Source organism: Calothrix sp. PCC 6303 (assembly GCF_000317435.1).
Taxonomy (GTDB): domain Bacteria; phylum Cyanobacteriota; class Cyanobacteriia; order Cyanobacteriales; family Nostocaceae; genus PCC-6303.
In genome coordinates this window covers 2,876,823-2,897,008 of record NC_019751.1, presented here as the reverse complement: position 1 = coordinate 2,897,008, position 20,186 = coordinate 2,876,823, and the positions used below count along the sequence as shown (strand labels likewise).

Annotated in this window: 24 protein-coding genes; 11 read left to right on the top strand and 13 right to left on the bottom strand. The window is 38.9% G+C overall.

Features of this window, described 5'->3' with window-relative positions:
• Nucleotides 1-94 precede the first annotated feature (94 nt).
• Genes CAL6303_RS11855 through CAL6303_RS11840 form a run of 4 tightly spaced genes read right to left on the bottom strand, consistent with a single transcriptional unit; the run spans nucleotide 95 to nucleotide 1,584 of the window.
• Nucleotides 95-532 (bottom strand): hypothetical protein, encoded by a 438-nt coding sequence (locus tag CAL6303_RS11855; RefSeq protein WP_015198079.1) that lies wholly within the window; start codon nucleotides 530-532, stop codon nucleotides 95-97.
• Nucleotides 533-541: 9 nt separating this feature from the next.
• Nucleotides 542-874, bottom strand: coding sequence for a hypothetical protein (locus CAL6303_RS11850; RefSeq protein ID WP_015198078.1), 333 nt, complete (start codon nucleotides 872-874; stop codon nucleotides 542-544).
• 8 nt (nucleotides 875-882) lie between these two features.
• Nucleotides 883-1,218, bottom strand: coding sequence for an XRE family transcriptional regulator (locus tag CAL6303_RS11845; protein ID WP_015198077.1), 336 nt, complete (start codon nucleotides 1,216-1,218; stop codon nucleotides 883-885).
• A 12-nt stretch (nucleotides 1,219-1,230) separates the two neighbouring features.
• Nucleotides 1,231-1,584 carry a type II toxin-antitoxin system RelE/ParE family toxin gene (locus tag CAL6303_RS11840; RefSeq protein ID WP_015198076.1) on the bottom strand — a complete coding sequence of 118 codons (354 nt, stop codon included), beginning with the start codon at nucleotides 1,582-1,584 and terminating at the stop codon, nucleotides 1,231-1,233.
• Between the two features lie 488 nt (nucleotides 1,585-2,072).
• Between CAL6303_RS11840 and CAL6303_RS11835 the strand changes: the two genes are divergently transcribed.
• Nucleotides 2,073-2,612, top strand: coding sequence for an Arm DNA-binding domain-containing protein (locus tag CAL6303_RS11835; protein WP_238993798.1), 540 nt, complete (start codon nucleotides 2,073-2,075; stop codon nucleotides 2,610-2,612).
• 187 nt (nucleotides 2,613-2,799) lie between these two features.
• Here the strand turns inward: CAL6303_RS11835 and CAL6303_RS11830 are convergent, their stop codons facing one another.
• On the bottom strand, nucleotides 2,800-4,467 hold the full coding sequence (locus CAL6303_RS11830) for an IS1634 family transposase (RefSeq protein WP_015173935.1): 1,668 nt from the start codon (nucleotides 4,465-4,467) through the stop codon (nucleotides 2,800-2,802).
• Nucleotides 4,468-4,701: 234 nt separating this feature from the next.
• On the opposite strand from CAL6303_RS11830, the gene CAL6303_RS11825 reads away from it, so the two are divergent.
• Nucleotides 4,702-5,403: a tyrosine-type recombinase/integrase gene (locus tag CAL6303_RS11825; RefSeq protein ID WP_238993797.1), complete on the top strand. Its 702-nt coding sequence runs from the start codon at nucleotides 4,702-4,704 to the stop codon at nucleotides 5,401-5,403.
• A 45-nt stretch (nucleotides 5,404-5,448) separates the two neighbouring features.
• On the opposite strand, the gene CAL6303_RS11820 is transcribed toward CAL6303_RS11825, so the two are convergent.
• Nucleotides 5,449-6,114: a TetR/AcrR family transcriptional regulator gene (locus CAL6303_RS11820; protein WP_015198074.1), complete on the bottom strand. Its 666-nt coding sequence runs from the start codon at nucleotides 6,112-6,114 to the stop codon at nucleotides 5,449-5,451.
• A 410-nt stretch (nucleotides 6,115-6,524) separates the two neighbouring features.
• On the opposite strand from CAL6303_RS11820, the gene CAL6303_RS11815 reads away from it, so the two are divergent.
• Nucleotides 6,525-6,998, top strand: a complete 474-nt coding sequence (locus CAL6303_RS11815) for a Coq4 family protein (protein ID WP_015198073.1) — start codon at nucleotides 6,525-6,527, stop codon at nucleotides 6,996-6,998.
• A 142-nt stretch (nucleotides 6,999-7,140) separates the two neighbouring features.
• Here CAL6303_RS11815 and CAL6303_RS29150 read toward each other — a convergent pair whose 3' ends face one another.
• Nucleotides 7,141-7,443, bottom strand: coding sequence for a transposase family protein (locus CAL6303_RS29150; protein WP_203225972.1), 303 nt, complete (start codon nucleotides 7,441-7,443; stop codon nucleotides 7,141-7,143).
• A gap of 97 nt (nucleotides 7,444-7,540) precedes the next feature.
• Between CAL6303_RS29150 and CAL6303_RS28475 the strand changes: the two genes are divergently transcribed.
• Nucleotides 7,541-8,997, top strand: a protein-coding gene (locus CAL6303_RS28475; protein ID WP_085953324.1) for an IS5 family transposase whose coding sequence is annotated in 2 segments (ribosomal slippage) — nucleotides 7,541-8,003 and nucleotides 8,003-8,997 — 1,458 coding nt in all. Because the reading frame shifts where the segments join, the coding sequence is not laid out codon by codon here.
• A gap of 306 nt (nucleotides 8,998-9,303) precedes the next feature.
• Here the strand turns inward: CAL6303_RS28475 and CAL6303_RS11800 are convergent.
• A complete protein-coding gene (locus tag CAL6303_RS11800; RefSeq protein WP_015198072.1) occupies nucleotides 9,304-9,927 on the bottom strand; it encodes a TetR/AcrR family transcriptional regulator in 624 nt (207 codons plus the stop codon).
• A gap of 162 nt (nucleotides 9,928-10,089) precedes the next feature.
• Here CAL6303_RS11800 and CAL6303_RS11795 point away from each other — a divergent pair, with 162 nt between their 5' ends.
• Nucleotides 10,090-11,364, top strand: a complete 1,275-nt coding sequence (locus CAL6303_RS11795; protein ID WP_015198071.1) for a glycosyltransferase — start codon at nucleotides 10,090-10,092, stop codon at nucleotides 11,362-11,364.
• Between the two features lie 37 nt (nucleotides 11,365-11,401).
• Nucleotides 11,402-11,875, top strand: coding sequence for a hypothetical protein (locus CAL6303_RS11790; RefSeq protein ID WP_015198070.1), 474 nt, complete (start codon nucleotides 11,402-11,404; stop codon nucleotides 11,873-11,875).
• A gap of 159 nt (nucleotides 11,876-12,034) precedes the next feature.
• Here CAL6303_RS11790 and CAL6303_RS11785 read toward each other — a convergent pair whose 3' ends face one another.
• The 3 genes from CAL6303_RS11785 to CAL6303_RS31445 form a co-directional block, all read right to left on the bottom strand.
• Nucleotides 12,035-12,760, bottom strand: a complete 726-nt coding sequence (locus tag CAL6303_RS11785; protein ID WP_015198069.1) for an SDR family oxidoreductase — start codon at nucleotides 12,758-12,760, stop codon at nucleotides 12,035-12,037.
• 90 nt (nucleotides 12,761-12,850) lie between these two features.
• Nucleotides 12,851-13,465, bottom strand: coding sequence for a Crp/Fnr family transcriptional regulator (locus tag CAL6303_RS11780; RefSeq protein ID WP_015198068.1), 615 nt, complete (start codon nucleotides 13,463-13,465; stop codon nucleotides 12,851-12,853).
• Nucleotides 13,466-13,600: 135 nt separating this feature from the next.
• Entirely contained in the window at nucleotides 13,601-13,732 is a 132-nt protein-coding gene (locus tag CAL6303_RS31445) for a hypothetical protein (RefSeq protein ID WP_015198067.1), read from the bottom strand.
• 75 nt (nucleotides 13,733-13,807) lie between these two features.
• Between CAL6303_RS31445 and CAL6303_RS11775 the strand changes: the two genes are divergently transcribed.
• Complete coding sequence (locus tag CAL6303_RS11775) at nucleotides 13,808-14,614, top strand: DNA alkylation repair protein (RefSeq protein WP_015198066.1); 807 nt, start codon at nucleotides 13,808-13,810, stop codon at nucleotides 14,612-14,614.
• Entirely contained in the window at nucleotides 14,602-15,057 is a 456-nt protein-coding gene (locus CAL6303_RS11770; RefSeq protein WP_015198065.1) for a protein tyrosine phosphatase family protein, read from the top strand. The genes CAL6303_RS11775 and CAL6303_RS11770 overlap by 13 nt, the downstream gene beginning before the upstream one ends.
• A 10-nt stretch (nucleotides 15,058-15,067) precedes the next feature.
• On the opposite strand, the gene CAL6303_RS11765 is transcribed toward CAL6303_RS11770, so the two are convergent.
• Nucleotides 15,068-15,328: a helix-turn-helix transcriptional regulator gene (locus CAL6303_RS11765; protein ID WP_015198064.1), complete on the bottom strand. Its 261-nt coding sequence runs from the start codon at nucleotides 15,326-15,328 to the stop codon at nucleotides 15,068-15,070.
• Between the two features lie 373 nt (nucleotides 15,329-15,701).
• On the opposite strand from CAL6303_RS11765, the gene CAL6303_RS11760 reads away from it, so the two are divergent.
• A complete protein-coding gene (locus CAL6303_RS11760; protein WP_203225948.1) occupies nucleotides 15,702-16,043 on the top strand; it encodes a hypothetical protein in 342 nt (113 codons plus the stop codon).
• A gap of 252 nt (nucleotides 16,044-16,295) precedes the next feature.
• Here CAL6303_RS11760 and CAL6303_RS11755 read toward each other — a convergent pair whose 3' ends face one another.
• On the bottom strand, nucleotides 16,296-17,684 hold the full coding sequence (locus CAL6303_RS11755) for an OFA family MFS transporter (protein ID WP_015198062.1): 1,389 nt from the start codon (nucleotides 17,682-17,684) through the stop codon (nucleotides 16,296-16,298).
• 313 nt (nucleotides 17,685-17,997) lie between these two features.
• Between CAL6303_RS11755 and CAL6303_RS11750 the strand changes: the two genes are divergently transcribed.
• Both CAL6303_RS11750 and CAL6303_RS30305 read left to right on the top strand, forming a co-directional pair.
• A complete protein-coding gene (locus CAL6303_RS11750; protein WP_238993796.1) occupies nucleotides 17,998-19,950 on the top strand; it encodes an AMP-binding protein in 1,953 nt (650 codons plus the stop codon).
• A 21-nt stretch (nucleotides 19,951-19,971) separates the two neighbouring features.
• The gene (locus CAL6303_RS30305) at nucleotides 19,972-20,127 is read left to right on the top strand and encodes an N-acetyltransferase GCN5 (protein ID WP_015198060.1); all 156 of its coding nucleotides are present in this window, start codon (nucleotides 19,972-19,974) and stop codon (nucleotides 20,125-20,127) included.
• Nucleotides 20,128-20,186 lie beyond the last annotated feature (59 nt).

Here is a 20,186-nt window from a genome sequence, read left to right as displayed (position 1 = left end):
AATCAAGCCATTTGCGTGCGATCGCCAATATATTATAAAAATCAGTCAAAATTTGAAGATGAACCTGGAGAGTGATGGGAAATATAGTATTTCGTCAACACATAGTTGGTCGCATCACAAATTCTATGTTGTTGCCGTTTTGAACCTGGCGATTGGAAATTCGAGCGGCATCAAGCGCACCTTCAGCACAAGGAACACGGAGAAATGCTTCCGGATCGTTGTTTGCCCACCAAACACGAATTCGGCAACCAAGGCGATCGCTGTCTGTTAGAACCTTACTGAAAGCACAGACTTGTAGTATCTCTAATCCACAGAGCATCATCTGGGCTTCACTCTCGGCTTCACATACAATCTCGTGAGAAGTCCCAGTCTTTCCATCGTCCCAGAAGAAGAGAGGTTGCCCATCGATGGCAGTGAGTAGCCCAGCTAGACTGCTGACGTAATCCTGTGCAGTCTCGATCGGTACAATAATTCCGCGTGCTATGGGAAGAGCACAACAACCTTCGCCAGAAATTACGACAAAATAGCTCATCTGACCCAACTATTTCTTATTTACAAGTATTTTAGTCATAATATCAAGAGATTTCGCAGATATCGTCAATATCCAAAGAAACGGAATAAAACAGGTGGATTTCAGGATTTCGCTTAGTTTGGGAAGCCAAGTTTGTTCGTTTTCTATGAGTTTAGCTGCAACTTGACGACAGGGAAGTCGGATCGATAAATCCTCACCTAATCGAAATATGGCATTATCCCAACCCGCATCAACCAGATGAATCGGTAAGTGTGCTAAATCGGGGTGTTCTTCCTGCAATAAAACAGTCACGAGGGATACATCAATTCCTACGAACGATATTGGCGTTCCTAACTGTTGCATATTTTTGATTAAGTTTCGTAATCTTCATCATCAAGCTCTGCAAGCCCAGTAATTATAACAGGTGGGCGATCGGAGAATTTGACAACCAGTTCAAGCTCACCTCCCATTGCATTCAAATAGCCCCGTAGAGTTGAAAGCAGAAGATCGGTACGCTTTTCCAGCTTTGAGATACTATCCTGACGAATCCCCAATAATTCTCCCATCCGCTCTTGGGTAAGTTCTCTTGCTTTTCTTACATCCTGAAGTGTCATATATTCAGCAATTAACTCAGCTGCCCGTGCTTCGATTTTTTGAACGCGATCGCGTGGCAGATTTTGCATTATTTCATTGAGATTCTTTGCCATCACCAATACTCCTTATTCTTGCAATCGACTTAAATGTTCCCCAAATCGTTTATCAGCTTTTGCGATAAGTTGTTTATAAAATCGCTTTTGGCTAGTTCCTGCTTTATCTCCAGCCACGAGTAAAATTCCTTGACGCTTTAGGTCAAAAGCAAAAGCTACTCGCCATACTCCACCTGCCGCTTTAAACCGAAGTTCCTTCACATTGTCATACGAAGAACTATTGAGTGTATCAGCGTGAGGTCTTTTAAGATGTGGACTCTCGCATTCAAGTAATTTTGCATAAGCCAGCAATTCATCTTGAGCTTCTTGAGGAAGTTCATAGAACTCAGGCTCAAATTCTTCATGAAATAAAACTTCCCACGCCATACTGTAATATTATGACTTCAAAGCCATATGGATTCAAGTCCATTTTAAATCTTTTAGTGACATTTTCAGCGTTTAAGTGCCGAGACCAGAGGAGTAAAGGAGGACTAATTTTGGTCAAATTGAGTTTGGGGGTAAATTGGGGGTAAAGGTTTTTGTAAACCGTGAAACTACTGATATAAGTGTATTGAAGCCGGACTGAAAATCCTCGTGTCACGAGTTCAAGTCTCGTTCCTGGCATAACCATCGAAACCCCTGAAACACATAGCTTTCAGGGGTTTTAATTTCAACCAAAACCCCATTCCAGCCATTCTAGGGGTACAAATTTGGTGCAAGAATATGACGACGTTGGACATTTTTGGACATGTTTGGACTATTTATTGGGGTAAAGTTGGGGTAAATCAGAGCGCGCTGATTTCAATGTTTTCAAGGTGCGGGGGTAACTTGCTAGCAGTTTCCCTGTGTCTTGGCTTGAATTTCAGGAGTCACCTGTGAGTTCGCAACGCAAAGCCTCTAAGGGTACTGTTCAAATCAAAACCTCGAACGATCGCCTGCAATTAGTTTTCAGTTTTGGGGGTAAACGGCATTATCTCTCAACCGGGTTTACCGATACCAAAGCCAACCGCAAGCTGGCTGAAATGAAGTCTCGGCAAATCGAGTTGGATATTCTCTGCAACAATTTCGATGTGACGTTGGAAAGGTACAAACCCCAATCCCAGCAGGTTGTGTTTACACCATCAGTTACACCAGTTGTTGAGAGTTATGCTTCTCTAGCGGATTTGTGGGACAGTTACACCGAATATAAGCGATCGAGTTTATCGCCCAGCACTTTGGCGAAGGATTACCATAAAATTTATCGCTGTATTAATGTTCACCTCCCGGTGAAAACTTTAGATAAAGCGATCGCAATTCGAGATTGGTTGATTGCCAATAAAAGTCCGTTATCTTCCAAAAAAATCCTGACTCAATTTTCGGCTTGTTGTAACCCACATTCCGCACTTCAATTTGAAGTACAAAAAGATTACAAGTAAGGAAAAAGTAAAAAGTCAGGATGATGAAGAAATAGAATGCTGAATGAATATACTTTTAAAAATAAATAATCAAAGACAAAAAGATTGACCCATAAAATAGATTACGTAAGCACTAAAAATTTGAGGAGCAATTACTGCTCCTTGAAATTTCAATAAATTTTTATTTCCTGTCCAAATCTTGTTTAAGTTAAGAAAGTAAATAATATTTTTGACAAGATGAGGGCAGACAACTCAAAATAAAATGACGTTCTGATGTTAAATTAACAATTTGATTAAGACCATCTAACATTAAAAAATGAATTCCTTGAAAACATTGAAATACCCATCTTAATGTCGGAGATAAAGTTAGTTTTCCTAATTGATTCTTGATTCCGATTTTGATTCTTTTTAAGCTATTTCTCAGTTCCCTTTGACCAAGGTTATAGACTAGCAAACATAAAGACATTAAAAATAGCATAGTTTCGATTCTTTCAGGGTTTTCAAGAAAAAAACTATCTGCAAAAAACAAGGGGTCTTTTAGAAATCTAAATCCTCGTTCACAAGACTGTTGATTTTTATAAGTCGTAATAATTTCTTCTGGTTTTAATTTATCGTCGTCATTAACTAGGTTAGTTGCTAAAATAAACCTTCCAGCTTCCTTTCTTTGTATTTCTATTTCTTCGGGTTTTTCATAACTTACTCCTTCCATTTTATAAATAGTTTTATTATTTTTTGATTTACTTTCAATAAAATTAGCTTCTTTAATTTCATGGAATTTTAGCTTTTTATTGATACCTTTTAGTTTATATCGTGCTTGCTCTGGAGTTTCAAAATCTTCTCTTTTTAACTCTTTAAGCAACTTTTCAACTTTATCTTTTTCTTTTATTAGCTTTTTATCTAGCTTTTCTAAATCGCTATCTTTTCTTTTTTGACTTTCTACTATTAGCCAAATTTGTTTAATACCACCATAATTAACTATTTCTTCTTTCCACTTGTATCCGTCTAAATCTTGATATGTCTTTTTCTTCTTTTCTTCCGTTTCTATCTCCTTTTCTTCTGTTTCTATCTCCTCTATCTCTTCCATCTCCTCTGTATTTACAGACTGAACTAATTCTTGTGCTTTCTTAATCGTCATCGGCACTCGACTTATCCATTTTAAATTCTCAATTAATTTGAGATTCTCTTGGCTATATAATGCGCTGTCACAGACCATAATACTGTCAAAAACTATTTGTTTTTTAAATTCTATTAAGATTTTTCCAAATACTGCTTTATCTGCTTCGTTCCCATCTCCTGCTCTCATTAATAATGGTATATCTCCATCACTACTCGTGATTAAATCTAAAACACATTGCTTTAAATCTGGTCTATGGTCACGAGAATATCCTTTGGTTATGAATATTGGTCTTTCTTTAGTGATTTCTTCTTCTTTTTCTTGATTCATTTCTCTTTTATACTTCCCGTGTAAATGAAATGAAGTTGCATCTAAATGTGAGTATTTTGTATCTATTTTAAATTTCTTAATTACTGATAGGACAATTTCTATAAATAAATTATTCAATCCATATTTATATAAATCATCCATGACTCTTCCAATTTTATCGTCGTTGAGATAATTACTTTCTACACCTTCTCCCAATAATAATTCAATTGCTTTATCATCAAAAAACTGCTTGAATAAATATAAAGGTCTTGATACAAATCCTAATCCATTGATTAAAACAGCTTTTACCAATACTCCTGCTGTAATCTTCTCACGGGAGTCTACTCCTAATTTGGAATTAATTGTTTCAACTATTCCTATTTCATCAATTAGCCCAGCTACTATTCCGAGATGATCTATATTTTTAATTTCTGCAATTGAAGTTGGTGACATTTTTACCTCTCAAATATTTTTGAGTTTTTTTAATTGTCTCACTTTTGCTATCTAAGTAATTTGGCACGATAAAACAATATATATTAACTTTTCTCAAAAGCTTGAAACCAGTATTAATCGCCTACGCAATTTTCTGTATACTTAATAACCTTTGGCTGATTCTTAATACTGTCTTACTTGAATTTTACGAGTATTTTTATTTACTCGTGCCAGAGAGTTCTAATGTAGCATAAAATGCTACATTCTGAAGTGCGGAATGTGGGTTGTAATTGGGCTGTGAAATCTCAATTGATTGATGATAATCCGTTTGAGGATATGGCAAGTGATATTAAATTGCCGAAGGGTGATGCTGAGGAGACGGATATTAATCCTTTTTCTTTGGAGGAACGCGATCGCATCATCCGAGCATTCAAGGAAAATCGTTATTACAAATACTACGCACCGTTGATTGAATTTCTTTTCATCACAGGTTGCCGACCATCAGAAGCTGTGGCTTTGCAGTGGAAGCATATTGTGTTGGACTTTACGATGATTCGGTTTGAGCAAGCGGTGGTGGTTTCCCAGTCGGGATTGACTTGTAAACCAGGTTTGAAGACGCAGAAAAAGCGAATTTTTCCAATTAATAATCGTTTGGCTGGATTGTTAAAATCCATCCAACCCGTTGATGTGTCGGGTGAAGCAAAGGTGTTTCCATCACCTGAAGGTAAGTGGATAGATATGCATAACCTCAGTGGACGAGCTTGGAAGGTTGTAGTGCAAAGCCTTGATGGTGTTGAGTACAGAAAACTTTACCAAACTCGCCATACATTTATTACGATGGCTTTGAAGAATGGGGTGGATGTGAAGGATGTGGCAACGATGGTGGGTAATTCACCAGAGATTATTTACCGCCATTATGCGGGGCAAAGTCGGGAGCTTTTCTTGCCGGAGTTTTAGGGTTTGGGGAGAGCGAAAGCCCGTAGAAGTTACTGACTTTTCCCGTCAGTCCGCTTCAGTAGTTGCTGGTAATGAGTCTGATGGAAAATAGCTTTGCAGATAGTTTAAGGTGAACCGTTTCGTTTCTGCCACCAGACGCTGCCGTAACCGTATTTCTTGACTAAGAGATAGCCACAGTAACATGCCGATAGCTTTTACCAACACAAAGGCGATCGCTTCATAATCCGCAGGTTCTAAGGTTGAATCGCGTTGAGATAAGGATGTTAGCAAATCCTGAATTAGTTGAGCATCGGCAGCCTCTTCGATTTCCTCCAATTCAGGTATCGTCCCCTGAACCTCCATGAAAATAGCGTGGTAGCCTGGATTATCAGTAAAAAATTGATCGGCTGTATCAATCAATTTTTCCACGTAAGTAGATAGGGGAAGTTTTGCCAACTCAACCCCATCGAAGGCTGCAAACTTTTGATGTAGTAGTTCCCCATAGCGCAAGGCAATGGCTTTGAGAATGGCTGTCTTGTCTGGGAAAAATTGGTAGAGCGAGCCAATCGGCACCTGAGCGCGTGTGGCGATCGCATTGGTCGTTGTCGCGGTGTAACCCTCAACAATAAACAGTTCTTCTGCCACATCTAAAATTCTGCTCACCCGTTCCTGACTGCGGGCTTGACGGGGCTTGCGTCGCATTCCAGAAGAGCTTGATGAACTTTCTGCCATTATTTAATCTCTACCTCAAAAAAAAGATGAATAATCCTCACATTTAGTTTGACAAAACATGAGATATGCTCATATTATTAATACATGAGTAACACTCATATATTAATCTAATTTGTCCCAGAGAGTCTTGCTATGAGCCAGAATCCCCTGAGTTTGAAGAAGTCAGAGGAAGCCCCGTCGTTTTTGGGCAGGGTATTTTCCACTCGCCCGAAAGCAAGTATACGCCCTCATTATCTTCTTCGATGCAGCTACTTCGGGTTTCGTTTTATACGCTATCAGGTTTCTCCCTGGTTGACGTTAGTCTTTGCTCCTTTCCACTTACTTTTGTATAGAGTGCTAAATGACTTGCTTTGGTAGCAACATCTAGCTGTACCTGATTGCGTTCAATTAATGATTTTTTGGAGATATTTATGATGCAATTTAATCCCAATCCATCTGCTAACCTTGACGTTCAACGGCAGATACAATATCCAGTAGGCAATGGTTTCAAGTCATTTTTTGCACGAGCAATCATTTTTAAGTCATTCGTTTCTATGCTGTTAGGGGACAATAGTCTGCAAACGGTAGGCGACATGGTGGACGGGTTATTACAAACCCCTGCCTACGATTTGACTGCCCAACACTTAAAACAATATCCGGCTTGTGCAGCGTTGATATGCGATCGCTATATTCCCCCAGCCCATGATCTTGAAGCATTACTCACCTATCCCCAAGATTCCTTGGGCTACATCTATGCAGCCACAATGAAGAAAGCGGGTTTTGACCCTAATCTCCATGCGGGAATGGCGGCAGAATCCGATGCCCACTATGTCGAACTACGACTAAGCCAAACCCACGATATCTGGCATATCATCACTAGACACGTCCTAAAACTCGCAAGCTAATATTTACAAGGCTTTGAGACCAAATCTTGTAGACTCTTGGACAACGTAGTAATAAGCATTTGAGATAGTTACCGATAGTTTAGAGCATAAATGTAGAATAGCGTCATTTATGCAAACACTATTTTTTATTCATGTTAATAGTTCATAAAATTAAAGTTCCTATTCGCAATCGAACCAGTCCACATACAGTTAAAATTATTTCATTATAAACGTCAGAATTCAGCCTAAATCTTTGAGATGCTATTTGAAATATTTTAACTATTCTTATTAAATGTTCTACGAATATACGTTGACTCGATAAAATCTTATTTTCTGTTTTTTGTTCTTCACTTAATTCTTGTTTCTTTTTTTTCTTATAAGGAGTCGTAATATTTTTACCACCTTGGTATCCTTTATCTCCTTGAAAGTTTTGCTGTTCATTAAATAGGGCTTGCTGATTAAAGATGAAACCCTTGTAGAAACAGTGATTGAGGTCGATAGGTAGGTAAAAAGTGCAAGAAAATCAGGTAAAATGGCTCAAAACCCTAACATCGGCATAAAAAATGTATAGAAAAATTGAGAACCCACCCACCCCAATAGAAAAGTTTGAATTGCCATTTGAGGGGCAATTGGCAGAGGATAATAGGTGGGTAATTATGGCTAATTTCATTCCTTGGTCAGAATTTGAAGATGAATATGCCCAACAATTTAGGATTGAAATGGGGGCACCGGCAAAGTCATTTCGGACAGCTATCAGAGCTTTAATAATCAAGGAGAGATTGGGATTAAGCGATAGAGAGACAGTAGAACAAATAAGAGAGAATCCTTATTTACAGTATTTTATAGGGTTGAATAAGTATAGCAATGAAGCACCATTTGAAGCGTCGATGCTAGTTCATTTTAGACAAAGAATAGATATAGAATTAGTTAATAGAATGAATCAGAGTATGGTCAAAAATAGTCGAGAAGAAGAAAGTGAAGAAGCAAATGAAAAAAAGTTATTATTCTTGGAGGAGAAGAAGAAATAAATGAAGAAAGAAATCAAGGTAAATTAAAATTAGATGCAACCTGTATACCAGCAGATATTAAATATCCGACAGATTTAGGATTATTGAACGAGGCGAGAGAGCAAACAGAAGAAATAATAGATATTCTGTATGAAGAATTAGATGACAACGAAAATAAAAAACCCAGAACTTACAGAAATACAGCTAGAAAAGAATATCTCGACGTAGCGAAAAAACGACGACCATCGAAAAAACAAAGAAGAAAAGCAGTAAAGAAACAACTAGGATACCTGAAAAGAAACTTAGCACATATAGATAGATTAATAGCAGTCGGAGCCAAGCTAGAGTGGTTAAGTAGCCAAAAATATAAAATACTATTAGTGGTAAATCAAGTATACCGACAACAGTTATTCATGTATGAAAATAGTCTTTCTCGTGTTGACGATAGAATCGTGAGTTTAACACAACCTCATGTCCGTCCAATTGTAAGGGGAAAAGCTGGTTCATCAGTGGAATTTGGAGCCAAGTTATCAGCTAGTTGTTACGAAGAATATGTATTTTTAGACCGGATTAGTTGGGATAATTTTAATGAATCAGATGATTTAAAAGAACAAGTAGAAGCATTTAAAGCTGCAACAGGATACTATCCAGAATCAGTGCATGTAGATCAGATTTATCGAAACAAAGAGAATAGAAAATGGTGTAAAGAAAGAGGAATCAGAATTAGTGGTCCAGCATTAGGACGACCAGCAAAAAATATTAGTACAGAAACTAAAAAGCAGGCACAATTAGATGAGAGAGACCGTAATTGTATTGAAGGAAAGTTTGGAGAAGCAAAAAGAAGATATAGCCTTGCTCGATTGATGACCAAACTTTCTAATACTTCAGAAACAGCCATTGCTATAACTTTTCTAGTCATGAATCTTGGAGCATTACTGCGGCGGATTATTATGACTTTTTTTTGTATCTATTTTAGGAAATACTGCATTTACCCTGTTTTTAGATTTGGATGATTAGAAAATATTATATTTACTCAAATTAGTTCATATAATGAATTATATTTTCACTTACAAGCATTGTTAACTGATTCTTGGTCTGGCTTAAATAGGACTTTTTCAGCAAGCCCTATTTATAACAGCAGGCATGACTATGTTGTTTACAACTCTCGTTTCGTTACTGAGTCAAACTAGCGATCGCTCTTGATGAGTTTTGTATGATTAACTTAATTTGCTAGCTAATGCTTGGACGCTTTATTTGGAAGGTATTTGAACTGGAAAATACGAAAGTCCGCTATGCGAATCGCACAGTTACAAAAACCTTTAACTTGGTAGTGATTCTAAAGGTTTGAAAGCGATCGCATCAGCATCCCCAATCCCCAATGTCTTTAAAATGAGTTTGGTAATATGTTCAGGATAATCAGGCTGTGTATGCCCTTCGAGAATACTACGCATAGCCATCAGTCCCGTTCCCAAAATTAAATCAATTGCAGCCTTTTCGTTATCAACTTGAAAACGCTTCAACCTGATACCAGCCTGCAAATCCGTCATCACTCCCCTTTCAATTGTTTCACTCAATGGAGCTGCCACCAATCCAATTCGGACAATCACCCATCCCCAAGTGGAATCCCGAATTGCCTGATGCAAAAATTGGCGAATTGCGATCGCCATCCTTTCGGCAGGGTCATCAATCATAGCGTACTGCGCCCAAATCTTCTGATTCATATCATCACTCAGGGATGCAGCAACAGCTTTAAGCACATCCTCCCTTGTTTGGAAGTAGTTATAAAAAGTACCCCTCGCCACTGCTGCTTCAGCAATGATGTCGTCAATAGTAACGGCATCTGCTTCTTTTCGAGCAAATACCCGATAGGCTGCCTCAATTAGACTCCTTCTCGTCCGTTCCCGTTTTTCTAAACCAATTGATGCTCGACGCGATGGCTCCATATTCTGGGATGAAAATAGCTACGAATTTATCATAACTTCAATTGACGTTTTTATCAAAATGACGTTAACATCAAACTGACATTTATGTCATTGTACTTCCTCTGAGAGTGCAAAACCAATTACATGATCGATCAACTTTAACGTCCAAAAGGAGCGTCACCTATGCGTATTGCGATTATAGCTTTGGGAAGTCGAGGGGATGTTCAGCCTTATATTGCTTTGGGAAGGGGTTTAAAACAAGCTGGTTATACCGTGCGATTGGCGACTCATGAAAACTTTGAAGAGTTGGTTAGTTCCCATGATTTGGAGTTCTATCCAGTTCAGGGTAACGTGCAAGAAATTATTGAAACCAAAGAAATGCGAGAGCTTTTGGAGAAAGGGAATTTTCTTGCAATTACATCCCACACCGCAAAACTAGCCCAGGATGCAGCAATTCATTGGGCGAACGATGGTTTAGTTGCCTGCCAGGGAATGGATTTATTGCTTGTAGGTGTTGGAGGACAGAACATCGCCCTTGCCCTGGCTGAAAAATTAGATTTGCCATTGGTTCAAGCCTATGTTTTTCCCTTTACACCAACAAAAGCATTTCCCAGTGTGCTTTTTCCCCAGTTCATATCCAAGCTCGGAGGATTCTTTAATCGTTTGTCCCATCATTTAACTAGACAGCTAATGTGGCAGGGATTTCGGTCAGCCGATCGCTTGATGCGGGAGAAAGTGCTTGGCTTAAAAGCGGCTCCATTTTGGGGGCTATACAACTGCGATCGCCTGCATCAATATCCAATTCTCTATGGTTTCAGCCCATCAGTGATTCCCAAGCCATCGGATTGGCATAATACCCATGTGACTGGCTATTGGTTTTTGGATTCAGCACCAGGTTGGAACCCACCTTCAGCCCTGATGGAGTTTCTAGAAAGTGGTTCGACTCCCCTGTACATTGGATTTGGGAGTATGGGCAACCGGAATCCAGAAGAAACAGTCGATCTCATTTTGTCAGCCCTTGCTCTGAGTAAACAACGGGCTATTATGTTTGCTGGTTGGGGTGGTTTGCGTAAGCAAAATTTACCGAGTACGGTTTTCCTCGTGGATTCAGTACCCCATTCATGGCTATTCCCGCGTGTTGCTGCTGTGGTGCATCATGGTGGTGCGGGGACAACAGCCGCAGGTTTACAAGCTGGTGTTCCTTCGATTATTATTCCTTTCTTTGGCGACCAGGGTTTTTGGGGAGAGCATGTAGCGAAATTAGGAGTAGGAGCAAAACCGATTCCCCGCAAGCAACTCACGGCAGAGAAACTTGCAGAAGCAATTCAACAGGTTATGACAGATAAAGCTATGCGTCAGCGTGCAGCGAATCTAGGAGCGAGAATTCAAGCTGAAGAGGGAATTGCAGGTGCAGTTGCTGTCATCGAGGAAATCAGAAAAAATGTTACATCTAGCTAAAATAAGTTATCAGTATTGTTTCCTTTCAATATCTATAATGAATAGTAAATTTAACTGGATTACTTTGTACCTATGTTTACCGACTATTTTATCCTGCTCTATCTTGATAGCCAGCGAACCAAGCAACAGCGAAATCCCCGAAGTTAATCATAGGGAAGCTTCTATGGGGGAACTGAAAATAGTCAGGAATCGTGAAGATTTGGCTAGTTTGAATGGCAAGAAAGTCAAACTTGTAGGATATTACACATCACAATCTAGTAAACCCACAGTTACAGGAAATCCAGATTTTCAAGGTGTTTATATCAAATCTCAAATTGTGCTGGAGGATGGTACAGTCGTACATATTTTCCCATCCTGGAACAAGCAATCATTGCGATCGCCCTTGGAAATGCAAAAGTATAAGGGTAAAATTGTCCAAGGGATAGGAGTGGTTGAATTTGAAGTTGCTTCTAGCATTAATTCCCAAACACGGGAGTCTTTCATTAATTTGGAAGAATTCAAAGATAATTAAAATAAAGACAATAAGTGCGTATTCAAGTTGAAAATTAATTACACATGACGATTATGGACAGAGTGCAGTATTTGCAATGGTTTGGGATTCTCAAAATGTAACATTTATTTTCAACCACCACTTATAGGCATCTGAGGTAGATCAATTTTTTCAATATTTTTAAAGCCCAGGACGCATGATACGTTCTGCGAGTGTTGGCATCAGTCTCTGAAGGACAAACAGTAATTTGGTTTTACCAATGCGTATCTCAGGGAAATCGCGGCTAAAATCCCGCCAAAATTCTTCAACTAATGCTTCTGGTGTAATCTTTCCCCGTCCTCTTCCTTGAGTCATTGCCGTATCTACAATCGGCGGAATAATCTCAAAGACTCGTACAGACGTTGTTTCTAATTGCCAGCGTAAGGTTTTACTAAAACTGTGTAGTGCAGCCTTACTGGCGCAATAGATGGGGGCACTTTGCTTGGGGACAATTCCTAACCCGGACGAAACGTTAATAATCGCTGCTGTAGAATGACTCAAAAGCTGTGGCAGAAAAAGTTTGGTTAGATATAGCGGACTGAGTAAGTTAATGTCGAGTTCGTCGGTGATTTTCTCAACTGCGATCGCTGGATCGGCGAAATCATAGTTATACTGAACGCCTGCATTATTGATCAGAATGTTCACATCAGGGTAATTGTAGACAAGTTTTTCGAGGGCTTGGCGATCGCGCATATCAGCAAGTTCAACGATCAAGGCTGGCAGTTGATGTCTCACAGCTTGCGCTTTTTCAGCATTGGTGCCTGTCACAATCACGCTATTTCTTTCTCGAAGAAACCGTTGCGCCAAAGCCAGACCGATGCCAGATGTCCCACCTGTAATCAAAACCGTGTTATGGTTTGTCTTCACAAATCACTCCAGTCATTTTAAATATTGAACTTATCCTAAACAGTTATCCAAAGGATTTCATTAACATAGGTTAACTGGCATTGTTCTGATTTAACGCGATCGCGTAGCGACTCCTGTGGAGTATCGCAGTTGGGCACGAATGCGGCTTAAGGTGACAGGGGTAATACCGAGATAGGACGCAATATGATGTTGTTTGATACGTGTTTCCAAGCCAGGATATTCTGCTTGAAAATTTAAATAGCGCGTTGTCGCATCATCTAAGAGCAAGGAACTTTCCCGCTTTTCTTTCTTAATGAATAAAAATTCTGCAATTTTGGAATTCAGGCTTTGCCAACAGGGATGCATTGTTGACAGTTCTCGAAAGACAGCATAATCGGCAATCATTAATTTTGTATCTTCCAATGCCTGAATAAACAGTCGTGAGGGCTGCTGCAATAGCAAAGCACTATAGGCTGCGACAAAACTATTTTCAGTGCAGAATGATTTCGAGTATTCGTTGCCGTCCGAATCAACATAATATAAGCGCAGAATACCTGACATAATAATCCCGATGGTTTTGGGCATCTCACCTGCACGCACAAAAAACTCACCCCGTTTCAATAAGGAAGTTTGAAATAATTTTATTGCTTTGATCGCTTCGTCGTCTGGTAGATCGATCAGCGATCGCAGGATGAGGGTTACTTGGGTAAAATCTTGAGTCAACATATCCAGAGCGCTATGTATCGATTAGTGATACTGTTCAATATGATAGCCCCAGGGCGACAACAGAAATTAGGACTTATGCACTGTACAAATTCATTCTCTTGTGATTCAACGAAAATAGGTCATTTCAGCCTTTGATCAATCATCTTTTGATAAATAGCGATCGCCCTCGGAAGTGCAAAAGTATAAGGGTAAAATTGTCCAAGGGATAGGAGTGGTTAAATTTGAAGTTGCGTCTAGCATTAATTCCCAAACACGGGAGTCTTTCATTAATTTGGAAGAATTCAAAGATAATTAAAACAAAGGCAATCGCACTGCTTAGGATATCTCTAGAATAAAACGGTAATGGCACAATACCTGATTACCCAACTCCAAGAACAATTAGCCCAAGCGGATGATAGTAAAACTAAGGAATGGTGGGAAGCTTATCTCAAGCACTCACTACCTTTTCGCGGATTGAAATTACCCCAAGTCAGAGCAATATTACATTCCTGGGCAAAAACCGCTAATTTTTCCAGCCAACCAGTAACTCAACAATTTGATACTGCTATTGCTTTAATTCAAGAATCTTGGGGAGAGGATAAATTAGCGGGAATTCTCTTACTGCAAGAATTTTTGCTCAAACACCGCTTGATTAATTGGGAATCGGATTTACCAAAATTCGCCACCTTATTCGACGAAGCTTATATTAAAGAGTGGAATACCTGCGATTGGCTTTGTGTCAAAGTTCTCAATCCCCTCATCAAACAACAAGGAAAATCCTGTGCAGAAGCGATAATGCAATGGTGTGAAGCTGAAAATTTATGGCGTAAACGAGCATCAGTTGTCAGTTTCGTCAATATTGCCAAACATGGAGAAAGTAATTTTCCTGGTTTTACCCAAATGTTGCTCCATAGCTGTGGAGTAGTAGTTCAATCTTCAGAAAGGTTCGCGCAAACTGGTACGGGATGGGCTTTACGGGAATTAGGGTTGAGCGATAGGAATTTAGTCATTGACTTTATCAAAACCAATAGCACCTATTTTTCCAGTGAAGGATTGCGCTATGGGATGGAAAAATTTCCACCCGATTTACAGCAGCAACTCAAACAATATCGGCAGGAAAAATTAAAATCTAAGAATAATCCGAAATCAAACATCTCATGTCTTCCCTAGCACAAATCGAAGCATTTCTCCCTGTTTCCTCTACTATTACCACCTCCGGACAGCCAACCACAGAACAGTTCGCAGATATCGCATCAGCTGGTTACAACTTGATTATCAACCTAGCGACCCCCGCATCAAGTAACTGGAATCCCGAAGAAAGTGCGATTGTTGAAAACTTGGGAATGGAATATATCGGTATTCCCATCGACTGGGAAAATCCTACCCTCAGCGATTTTGATGAACTTGCTACAAAACTTGATGAAAATCCAGAGCGAAAAATCTGGGTACATTGTGCCAAAAATATGCGTGTCTCGGCAATGATGTACCTCTACCATCGACTTCGTAAAGGTTATACAGAAATTTCAGCCCGTCGCTATCTCGAACAGATTTGGCAACCGAATCAAATTTGGCAGAATTTTATCGACGCAACAATAGAACTGTATGAAGAGTGATTTAGGCTGACTAAGCTTTTTGCTGACTACGTTTTTGATTACTAGCCAAACCAGCATGATATAAATCGATCGCCCGATAGTGAGCAATCGGATCTTGACGATTATGCAACCAATCTTGAATAAGTTCTAAATTATAGCGAATACAACGGCTATTCAATTTTACCCAATGGGTTCCTTCGATCCATGTCCCATCTAAACGATATTTTTTCAGCGTGGAAAAACTCATATTTAATATCTCTGATGCTTGCTGTTTTGTAGCTAACTGAAACATCGGTGTGACCTCAATTTTTTTAATTTAGAGAATATTTTCAATTTATTAAACTCAAGTTAGTTTTCAAAAGTTATACAGAATTATCTATTTCTCAACAATTATTGTACAAAAAAACAAAATCAAGTTGATTCAATATTTCTACAGAAGCTATTGAGCTACAAGCATTAACACGCAACAGCTTCAGCTATGTAATTCCCAAACCTCTATCACTATAGTGATAGTTTGTTTTATCACTATAGTAATAAACATCTTTACGTCAAAAGGTAAGTATTGACTAACTAAATTTGAACGAAAATGACGTTAATAGCTCATAAATATCATCCTCAGAGCAGAGGAAATTAGTCCATCCGCAATGCAAGGAGTGTGAATGCAGATGAATGGATATAGCGTGATTTCGTTAGACTACAACTTTGATTATGGTCAATTTCATAAACCAGAACTGCAAGGCAAAGCCAAGAATACACTGGTTGAATTCTTCAGTTTTGTCCGTTCGACCTTTGACTCTTTAATAGAAACTGGTCGGATTCTCCAGGATTTATACTATGACTGTTTGGCTTTTTGTCCCAAAGGGAAAAAGGTCTTTGAAGAATGGTTAAAAAGTGACGATTTTGGTGCATCTCGCTATATAGCGAAAAGCGCGATGGAAATATATCTTTGGTTTAATAAGCTAGCACCAAAAGTGCAAAACTTGCTGCGTCAAAATGTTCAAAACTGAAGCGTTTCTGCACTACGTCAACTAACCAAAGTTAGCAATGACCTCGTAAAAGAATTAGTAAGTGGTGGGAAGAAAACAGCATTAGAAGTCAAGGAAGAAGGGGAGATTGAGAGGGAGCAGAGTAGAGAATTTGCGATCGCAGTTTTAAGATTGGGTTTGAGGTTGGCAATTAGGGAACACCAAAAAATCAATTAGCCAATAAATGTAGGGTGGGTTAGCATTTATCACCACCCACCAAACCCAATACCCACCCTATTTCCGACTGCCAACCATGAGAAAAAACTCAACCAAGGAAAGTAGTCCTGGACTAATCGGACTAATCAAACGATTAAACAAAAAATCAGCGATCGCTGTTTTTCTGGGAGGGTTGAGGAAGAAAGTTGCGAGAATGATTGCTATACAGGCTAAAGTTGCCGTTACCCAGAAAAAAGGTAAGAAACTACCAGTCGCACCTCGGATACCTCCTGCGGTAAAAATCCCAGATAATCCACCGATACCAAATGAGGTAAATATTAAACCGTAGTTGCTGGGGTAATTCTCTAAGCCAAAAAAACTGAGAGTTGCAGCAGGTGCGACTGCTAACCAAGCTCCAAGACATAACCAGAATAAGCAAAATGCAACGAGAAAATTGGACATCTGTCCATTATGTGTATTTAACATCACAATCGACGCGATTAATATCAGCAGATTAATCGTAATAACAGTTAATTTGGGTTTGAGACGGTCGTTCAACCAACCAAATAACGGACGACCAGCACCATTAAATACTGCAAACAAGGGAACGACCCATACTAATTGTTCTGGTTGCAGTCCCACAATCTCTTTTCCTACCTGTGCTGTGGTTGCGATCGCTGTTAACCCAACAAAGGTACCAACGATATAGCAAATCCATAGACCATAGAAAGTTTGGGTTTGGAACATGGGTAAGATATTAGACTGGTTTTTGTCTGTATTATTAACAGCCAATTTTTCAGAAGATGCATAACCGGAAGGTTTCCAGCATGGAGGAGGCATTTTCAGTACAGTAGCAATTATCGAAATAATTATAGTGAAGGCAATAGCTAAAATGACAAAAGTACTGCGAATACCAAAAGCTGGGATACCAATCTGGGGATTTCCTTTGATTAAATTTAAAGCTATGGGTGCTGTTACCAAAGGTGAAAGACCAAAACCGACTACCGTTAGTCCCACCGCTAAACCCTTACGGTCAGGGAACCAACGTGCGGCAACAGCAAGAGGTACACCATAAGTAATCCCAACACCAATACCTGCGATAACACCGTAACTCAATATTAGTAAAGGGAGATTAGGAGCAACACTTGCCAATAAATAGCCAATCCCCACGATTATCCCACCAACTGTAGTCATAATGCGGGGACTAAATCTATATATGTATAGTCCAGAAATTGGCATCACGAGGGTGAATGTTATCCCCAAAACCATGAAGGGTAATAGAATTGTCCCTGGTTTTGTTTGCAGTTCTGCTTCAAATGGACCGCTAAAGATACTCCATGAATAAACGGTTCCCAAGCATAATAAGACAATTAATCCCAGGGGAATAAATAACCAGCGACCTAGCTGTGGGGGTAATCCTAGCAGTTTTTCTTTGCTGGGATATTCAAAATATTTGATGCTGTTCATAAATTGTAGATTGACTATTGCTCAAGTCAATCTTAAAGCTTGTAGGTACATGTATGTATACCAAAAAAGTTGTAGAGACTTAGCAATCTTACGTCTCTACCTGTAACCCATGACAACGCAAATTGCTGTATATAATATTTTATCTATAAGTTACGATAATTTTTGACGAGGAAAAATTTCCTATTTTGGAAATTTTCTACAACTTGTCAAATTCTCCCCAGAAAACTGAATTAATAGTAATCAGGTATTTTCAAAGTACCAGACAGAGATATATATTAGCTGTATTAAATATATGAAAACCCCAGAAAACAAGATGACAACTTATTCTTTCCATAAAAATGAACTTTACCAGATGACTGGTTTAGTAGATTATTCAGATGTGCGATCGCTACCAGAAATGTGGCAAATTACCTCAAAAATATTTCCAGATATAGTCGCTCTGATTGACCCCCACGCAAAGCCAAAAGTAACTTTAACTTATAGCCAATTATATTATCAAATACAGCAATTTGCCGCAGGTCTACAAGCATTAGGAATCAAGCAACATTCGACAGAATCTGTAACTCCAATAGTCGCATTATTTGCTGATAATAGCGCCCGCTGGATGATAGCCGACCAGGGTATTATGATGGCTGGTGCTGCAAATGCTGTGCGTTCTTCTGCCGCAGAGAGGGAAGAATTACTATATATATTAGAACATAGTGGCAGTCTTGGATTAGTGATAGAAAATCTCAAAACTCTCAATAAAATAGCACCGGAGGTATATCAATCTCAAATTCAATGGGTAGTATTATTATCAGATGAACAACCAGAAAATAATTCGATTAATTCTTCTTTAATAATCATAAACTTCGAGCAATTAATGCAAATAGCAAGTCAAAGTTCTTTACAACCAACAGAACTAGCATATCAAAAACTAGCTACTTTAATTTATACATCTGGAACTACTGGAAAGCCGAAAGGTGTAATGCTAACCCACGGAAACTTCCTACATCAAATTAGTACTTTAACGGCGATTATTCAACCATCAGTAGGTGATAAGACTTTAAGTATATTACCTACCTGGCATAGTTTTGGGCGTGTTGGCGAATACTATACCCTTGGACAAGGAGTCACGCAGATTTATTCTAATCGTCGTTATTTAAAACAAGATTTACAAGATTATACTCCCCAATATGTTATTGGTGTTCCCCGTCTTTGGGAATCGATTTATGAAGGTATTCAAAAATCATTTCGCGATAAAACACCCAGAATGCAAAAATTAATTAAAAGTTTTCTGGCAGTGAGCAAAAAATATATTAAAGCAGTGAGGACTTGGAAAAAAATCGATTTGCAAAACTTAAATCCGACAACTTCCCAAATAATTAATGCTTGGATAACAACTATTTTACTAGCACCCCTACATTTTCTCGGCGAAATGATAGTTTACAAAAAAATTCAGCTAGCAACGGGGGGAAAAGTCAAACAATTAATTTGTGGAGGTGGTTCTCTCGCACAGCATTTAGAAGATTTTTTTGAAATTGTGGGAATTCAGATTTTAGTTGGTTACGGATTAACAGAAACTTCTCCCGTACTTAGCGCACGTCGTTATTATAAAAACCTGCGTGGAGCTTCCGGTTTACCCCTTGCGAGTACGGAATTGAAAATTGTCGATTTAGAAACACATCAACCCTTACCCCAAGGGAAACGCGGTTTGGTAATGGCAAAGGGACCGCAAATTATGCAAGGATATTATTTAAATCCAGAAGCTACAAGCAAAGCTATCGATAGTGAAGGTTGGTTTGATACTGGGGATATTGGTTGGTTGACACCAGACAATCAAATTGTGCTGACGGGTAGAGCTAAAGATACAATAGTACTGACAAACGGGGAAAATATCGAACCTCAACCCATTGAAGACGCTTGTTTGCGAAGTGATTATATCGACCAAATTATGCTTGTCGGTCAAGACCAAAAATCTCTTGGTGCTTTGATTGTTCCTGACTTAGAAATATTAGAATCTTGGCTTTTAAGCAAAAATCAGCCAATTGTAAATGGTGAGATAGGTTTAAACAACCAAATGATTCGCGACTTAATCAGGGAAGAACTCAACCGTGAAGTACGCGATCGCAAAGGTTATCGTCGTGATGATGAGATTATTGTGTTTGAGATAATTCCAGAACCTTTCACGATCGAAAACGGTCTGTTAACTCAAACGCTAAAAATCCGTCGCAACATAGTCACAGATAGGTATCAAGGAGTAATTACTCAGATGTTTAGTAGATGAATTCATAAAGGGAAAATTTTCATGAGTCAAATAATTGTAAAAATTGCTACTTTAAAAAATGAATTCGCAGCAATTGAAGAAATCAGGAAAAGGGTATTTCAGCAGGAACAAAAAGTTTGTGCAGAATTAGACTTTGATGGACTCGATGAAACTTTGCGATCGCCGCGACCAACTTAAACGCGAGGTTTTGCAAGCCATCAGGACTTACGCAACTGTCACAAGCAATGGTGCGGCTA

Coding starts and splice junctions, on each gene's coding strand:
- CAL6303_RS11855 (WP_015198079.1), bottom strand. CDS start 532: ATGAGCTATTTTGTCGTAATTTCTGGCGAAGGTTGTTGTGCTCTTCCC.
- CAL6303_RS11850 (WP_015198078.1), bottom strand. CDS start 874: ATGCAACAGTTAGGAACGCCAATATCGTTCGTAGGAATTGATGTATCC.
- CAL6303_RS11845 (WP_015198077.1), bottom strand. CDS start 1,218: ATGGCAAAGAATCTCAATGAAATAATGCAAAATCTGCCACGCGATCGC.
- CAL6303_RS11840 (WP_015198076.1), bottom strand. CDS start 1,584: ATGGCGTGGGAAGTTTTATTTCATGAAGAATTTGAGCCTGAGTTCTAT.
- CAL6303_RS11830 (WP_015173935.1), bottom strand. CDS start 4,467: ATGTCACCAACTTCAATTGCAGAAATTAAAAATATAGATCATCTCGGA.
- CAL6303_RS11825 (WP_238993797.1), top strand. CDS start 4,702: ATGCTACATTCTGAAGTGCGGAATGTGGGTTGTAATTGGGCTGTGAAA.
- CAL6303_RS11820 (WP_015198074.1), bottom strand. CDS start 6,114: ATGGCAGAAAGTTCATCAAGCTCTTCTGGAATGCGACGCAAGCCCCGT.
- CAL6303_RS11815 (WP_015198073.1), top strand. CDS start 6,525: ATGATGCAATTTAATCCCAATCCATCTGCTAACCTTGACGTTCAACGG.
- CAL6303_RS11800 (WP_015198072.1), bottom strand. CDS start 9,927: ATGGAGCCATCGCGTCGAGCATCAATTGGTTTAGAAAAACGGGAACGG.
- CAL6303_RS11795 (WP_015198071.1), top strand. CDS start 10,090: ATGCGTATTGCGATTATAGCTTTGGGAAGTCGAGGGGATGTTCAGCCT.
- CAL6303_RS11790 (WP_015198070.1), top strand. CDS start 11,402: ATGAATAGTAAATTTAACTGGATTACTTTGTACCTATGTTTACCGACT.
- CAL6303_RS11780 (WP_015198068.1), bottom strand. CDS start 13,465: ATGTTGACTCAAGATTTTACCCAAGTAACCCTCATCCTGCGATCGCTG.
- CAL6303_RS31445 (WP_015198067.1), bottom strand. CDS start 13,732: ATGAAAGACTCCCGTGTTTGGGAATTAATGCTAGACGCAACTTCAAAT.
- CAL6303_RS11775 (WP_015198066.1), top strand. CDS start 13,808: ATGGCACAATACCTGATTACCCAACTCCAAGAACAATTAGCCCAAGCG.
- CAL6303_RS11770 (WP_015198065.1), top strand. CDS start 14,602: ATGTCTTCCCTAGCACAAATCGAAGCATTTCTCCCTGTTTCCTCTACT.
- CAL6303_RS11765 (WP_015198064.1), bottom strand. CDS start 15,328: ATGTTTCAGTTAGCTACAAAACAGCAAGCATCAGAGATATTAAATATG.
- CAL6303_RS11760 (WP_203225948.1), top strand. CDS start 15,702: ATGAATGGATATAGCGTGATTTCGTTAGACTACAACTTTGATTATGGT.
- CAL6303_RS11755 (WP_015198062.1), bottom strand. CDS start 17,684: ATGAACAGCATCAAATATTTTGAATATCCCAGCAAAGAAAAACTGCTA.
- CAL6303_RS11750 (WP_238993796.1), top strand. CDS start 17,998: ATGACAACTTATTCTTTCCATAAAAATGAACTTTACCAGATGACTGGT.
- CAL6303_RS30305 (WP_015198060.1), top strand. CDS start 19,972: ATGAGTCAAATAATTGTAAAAATTGCTACTTTAAAAAATGAATTCGCA.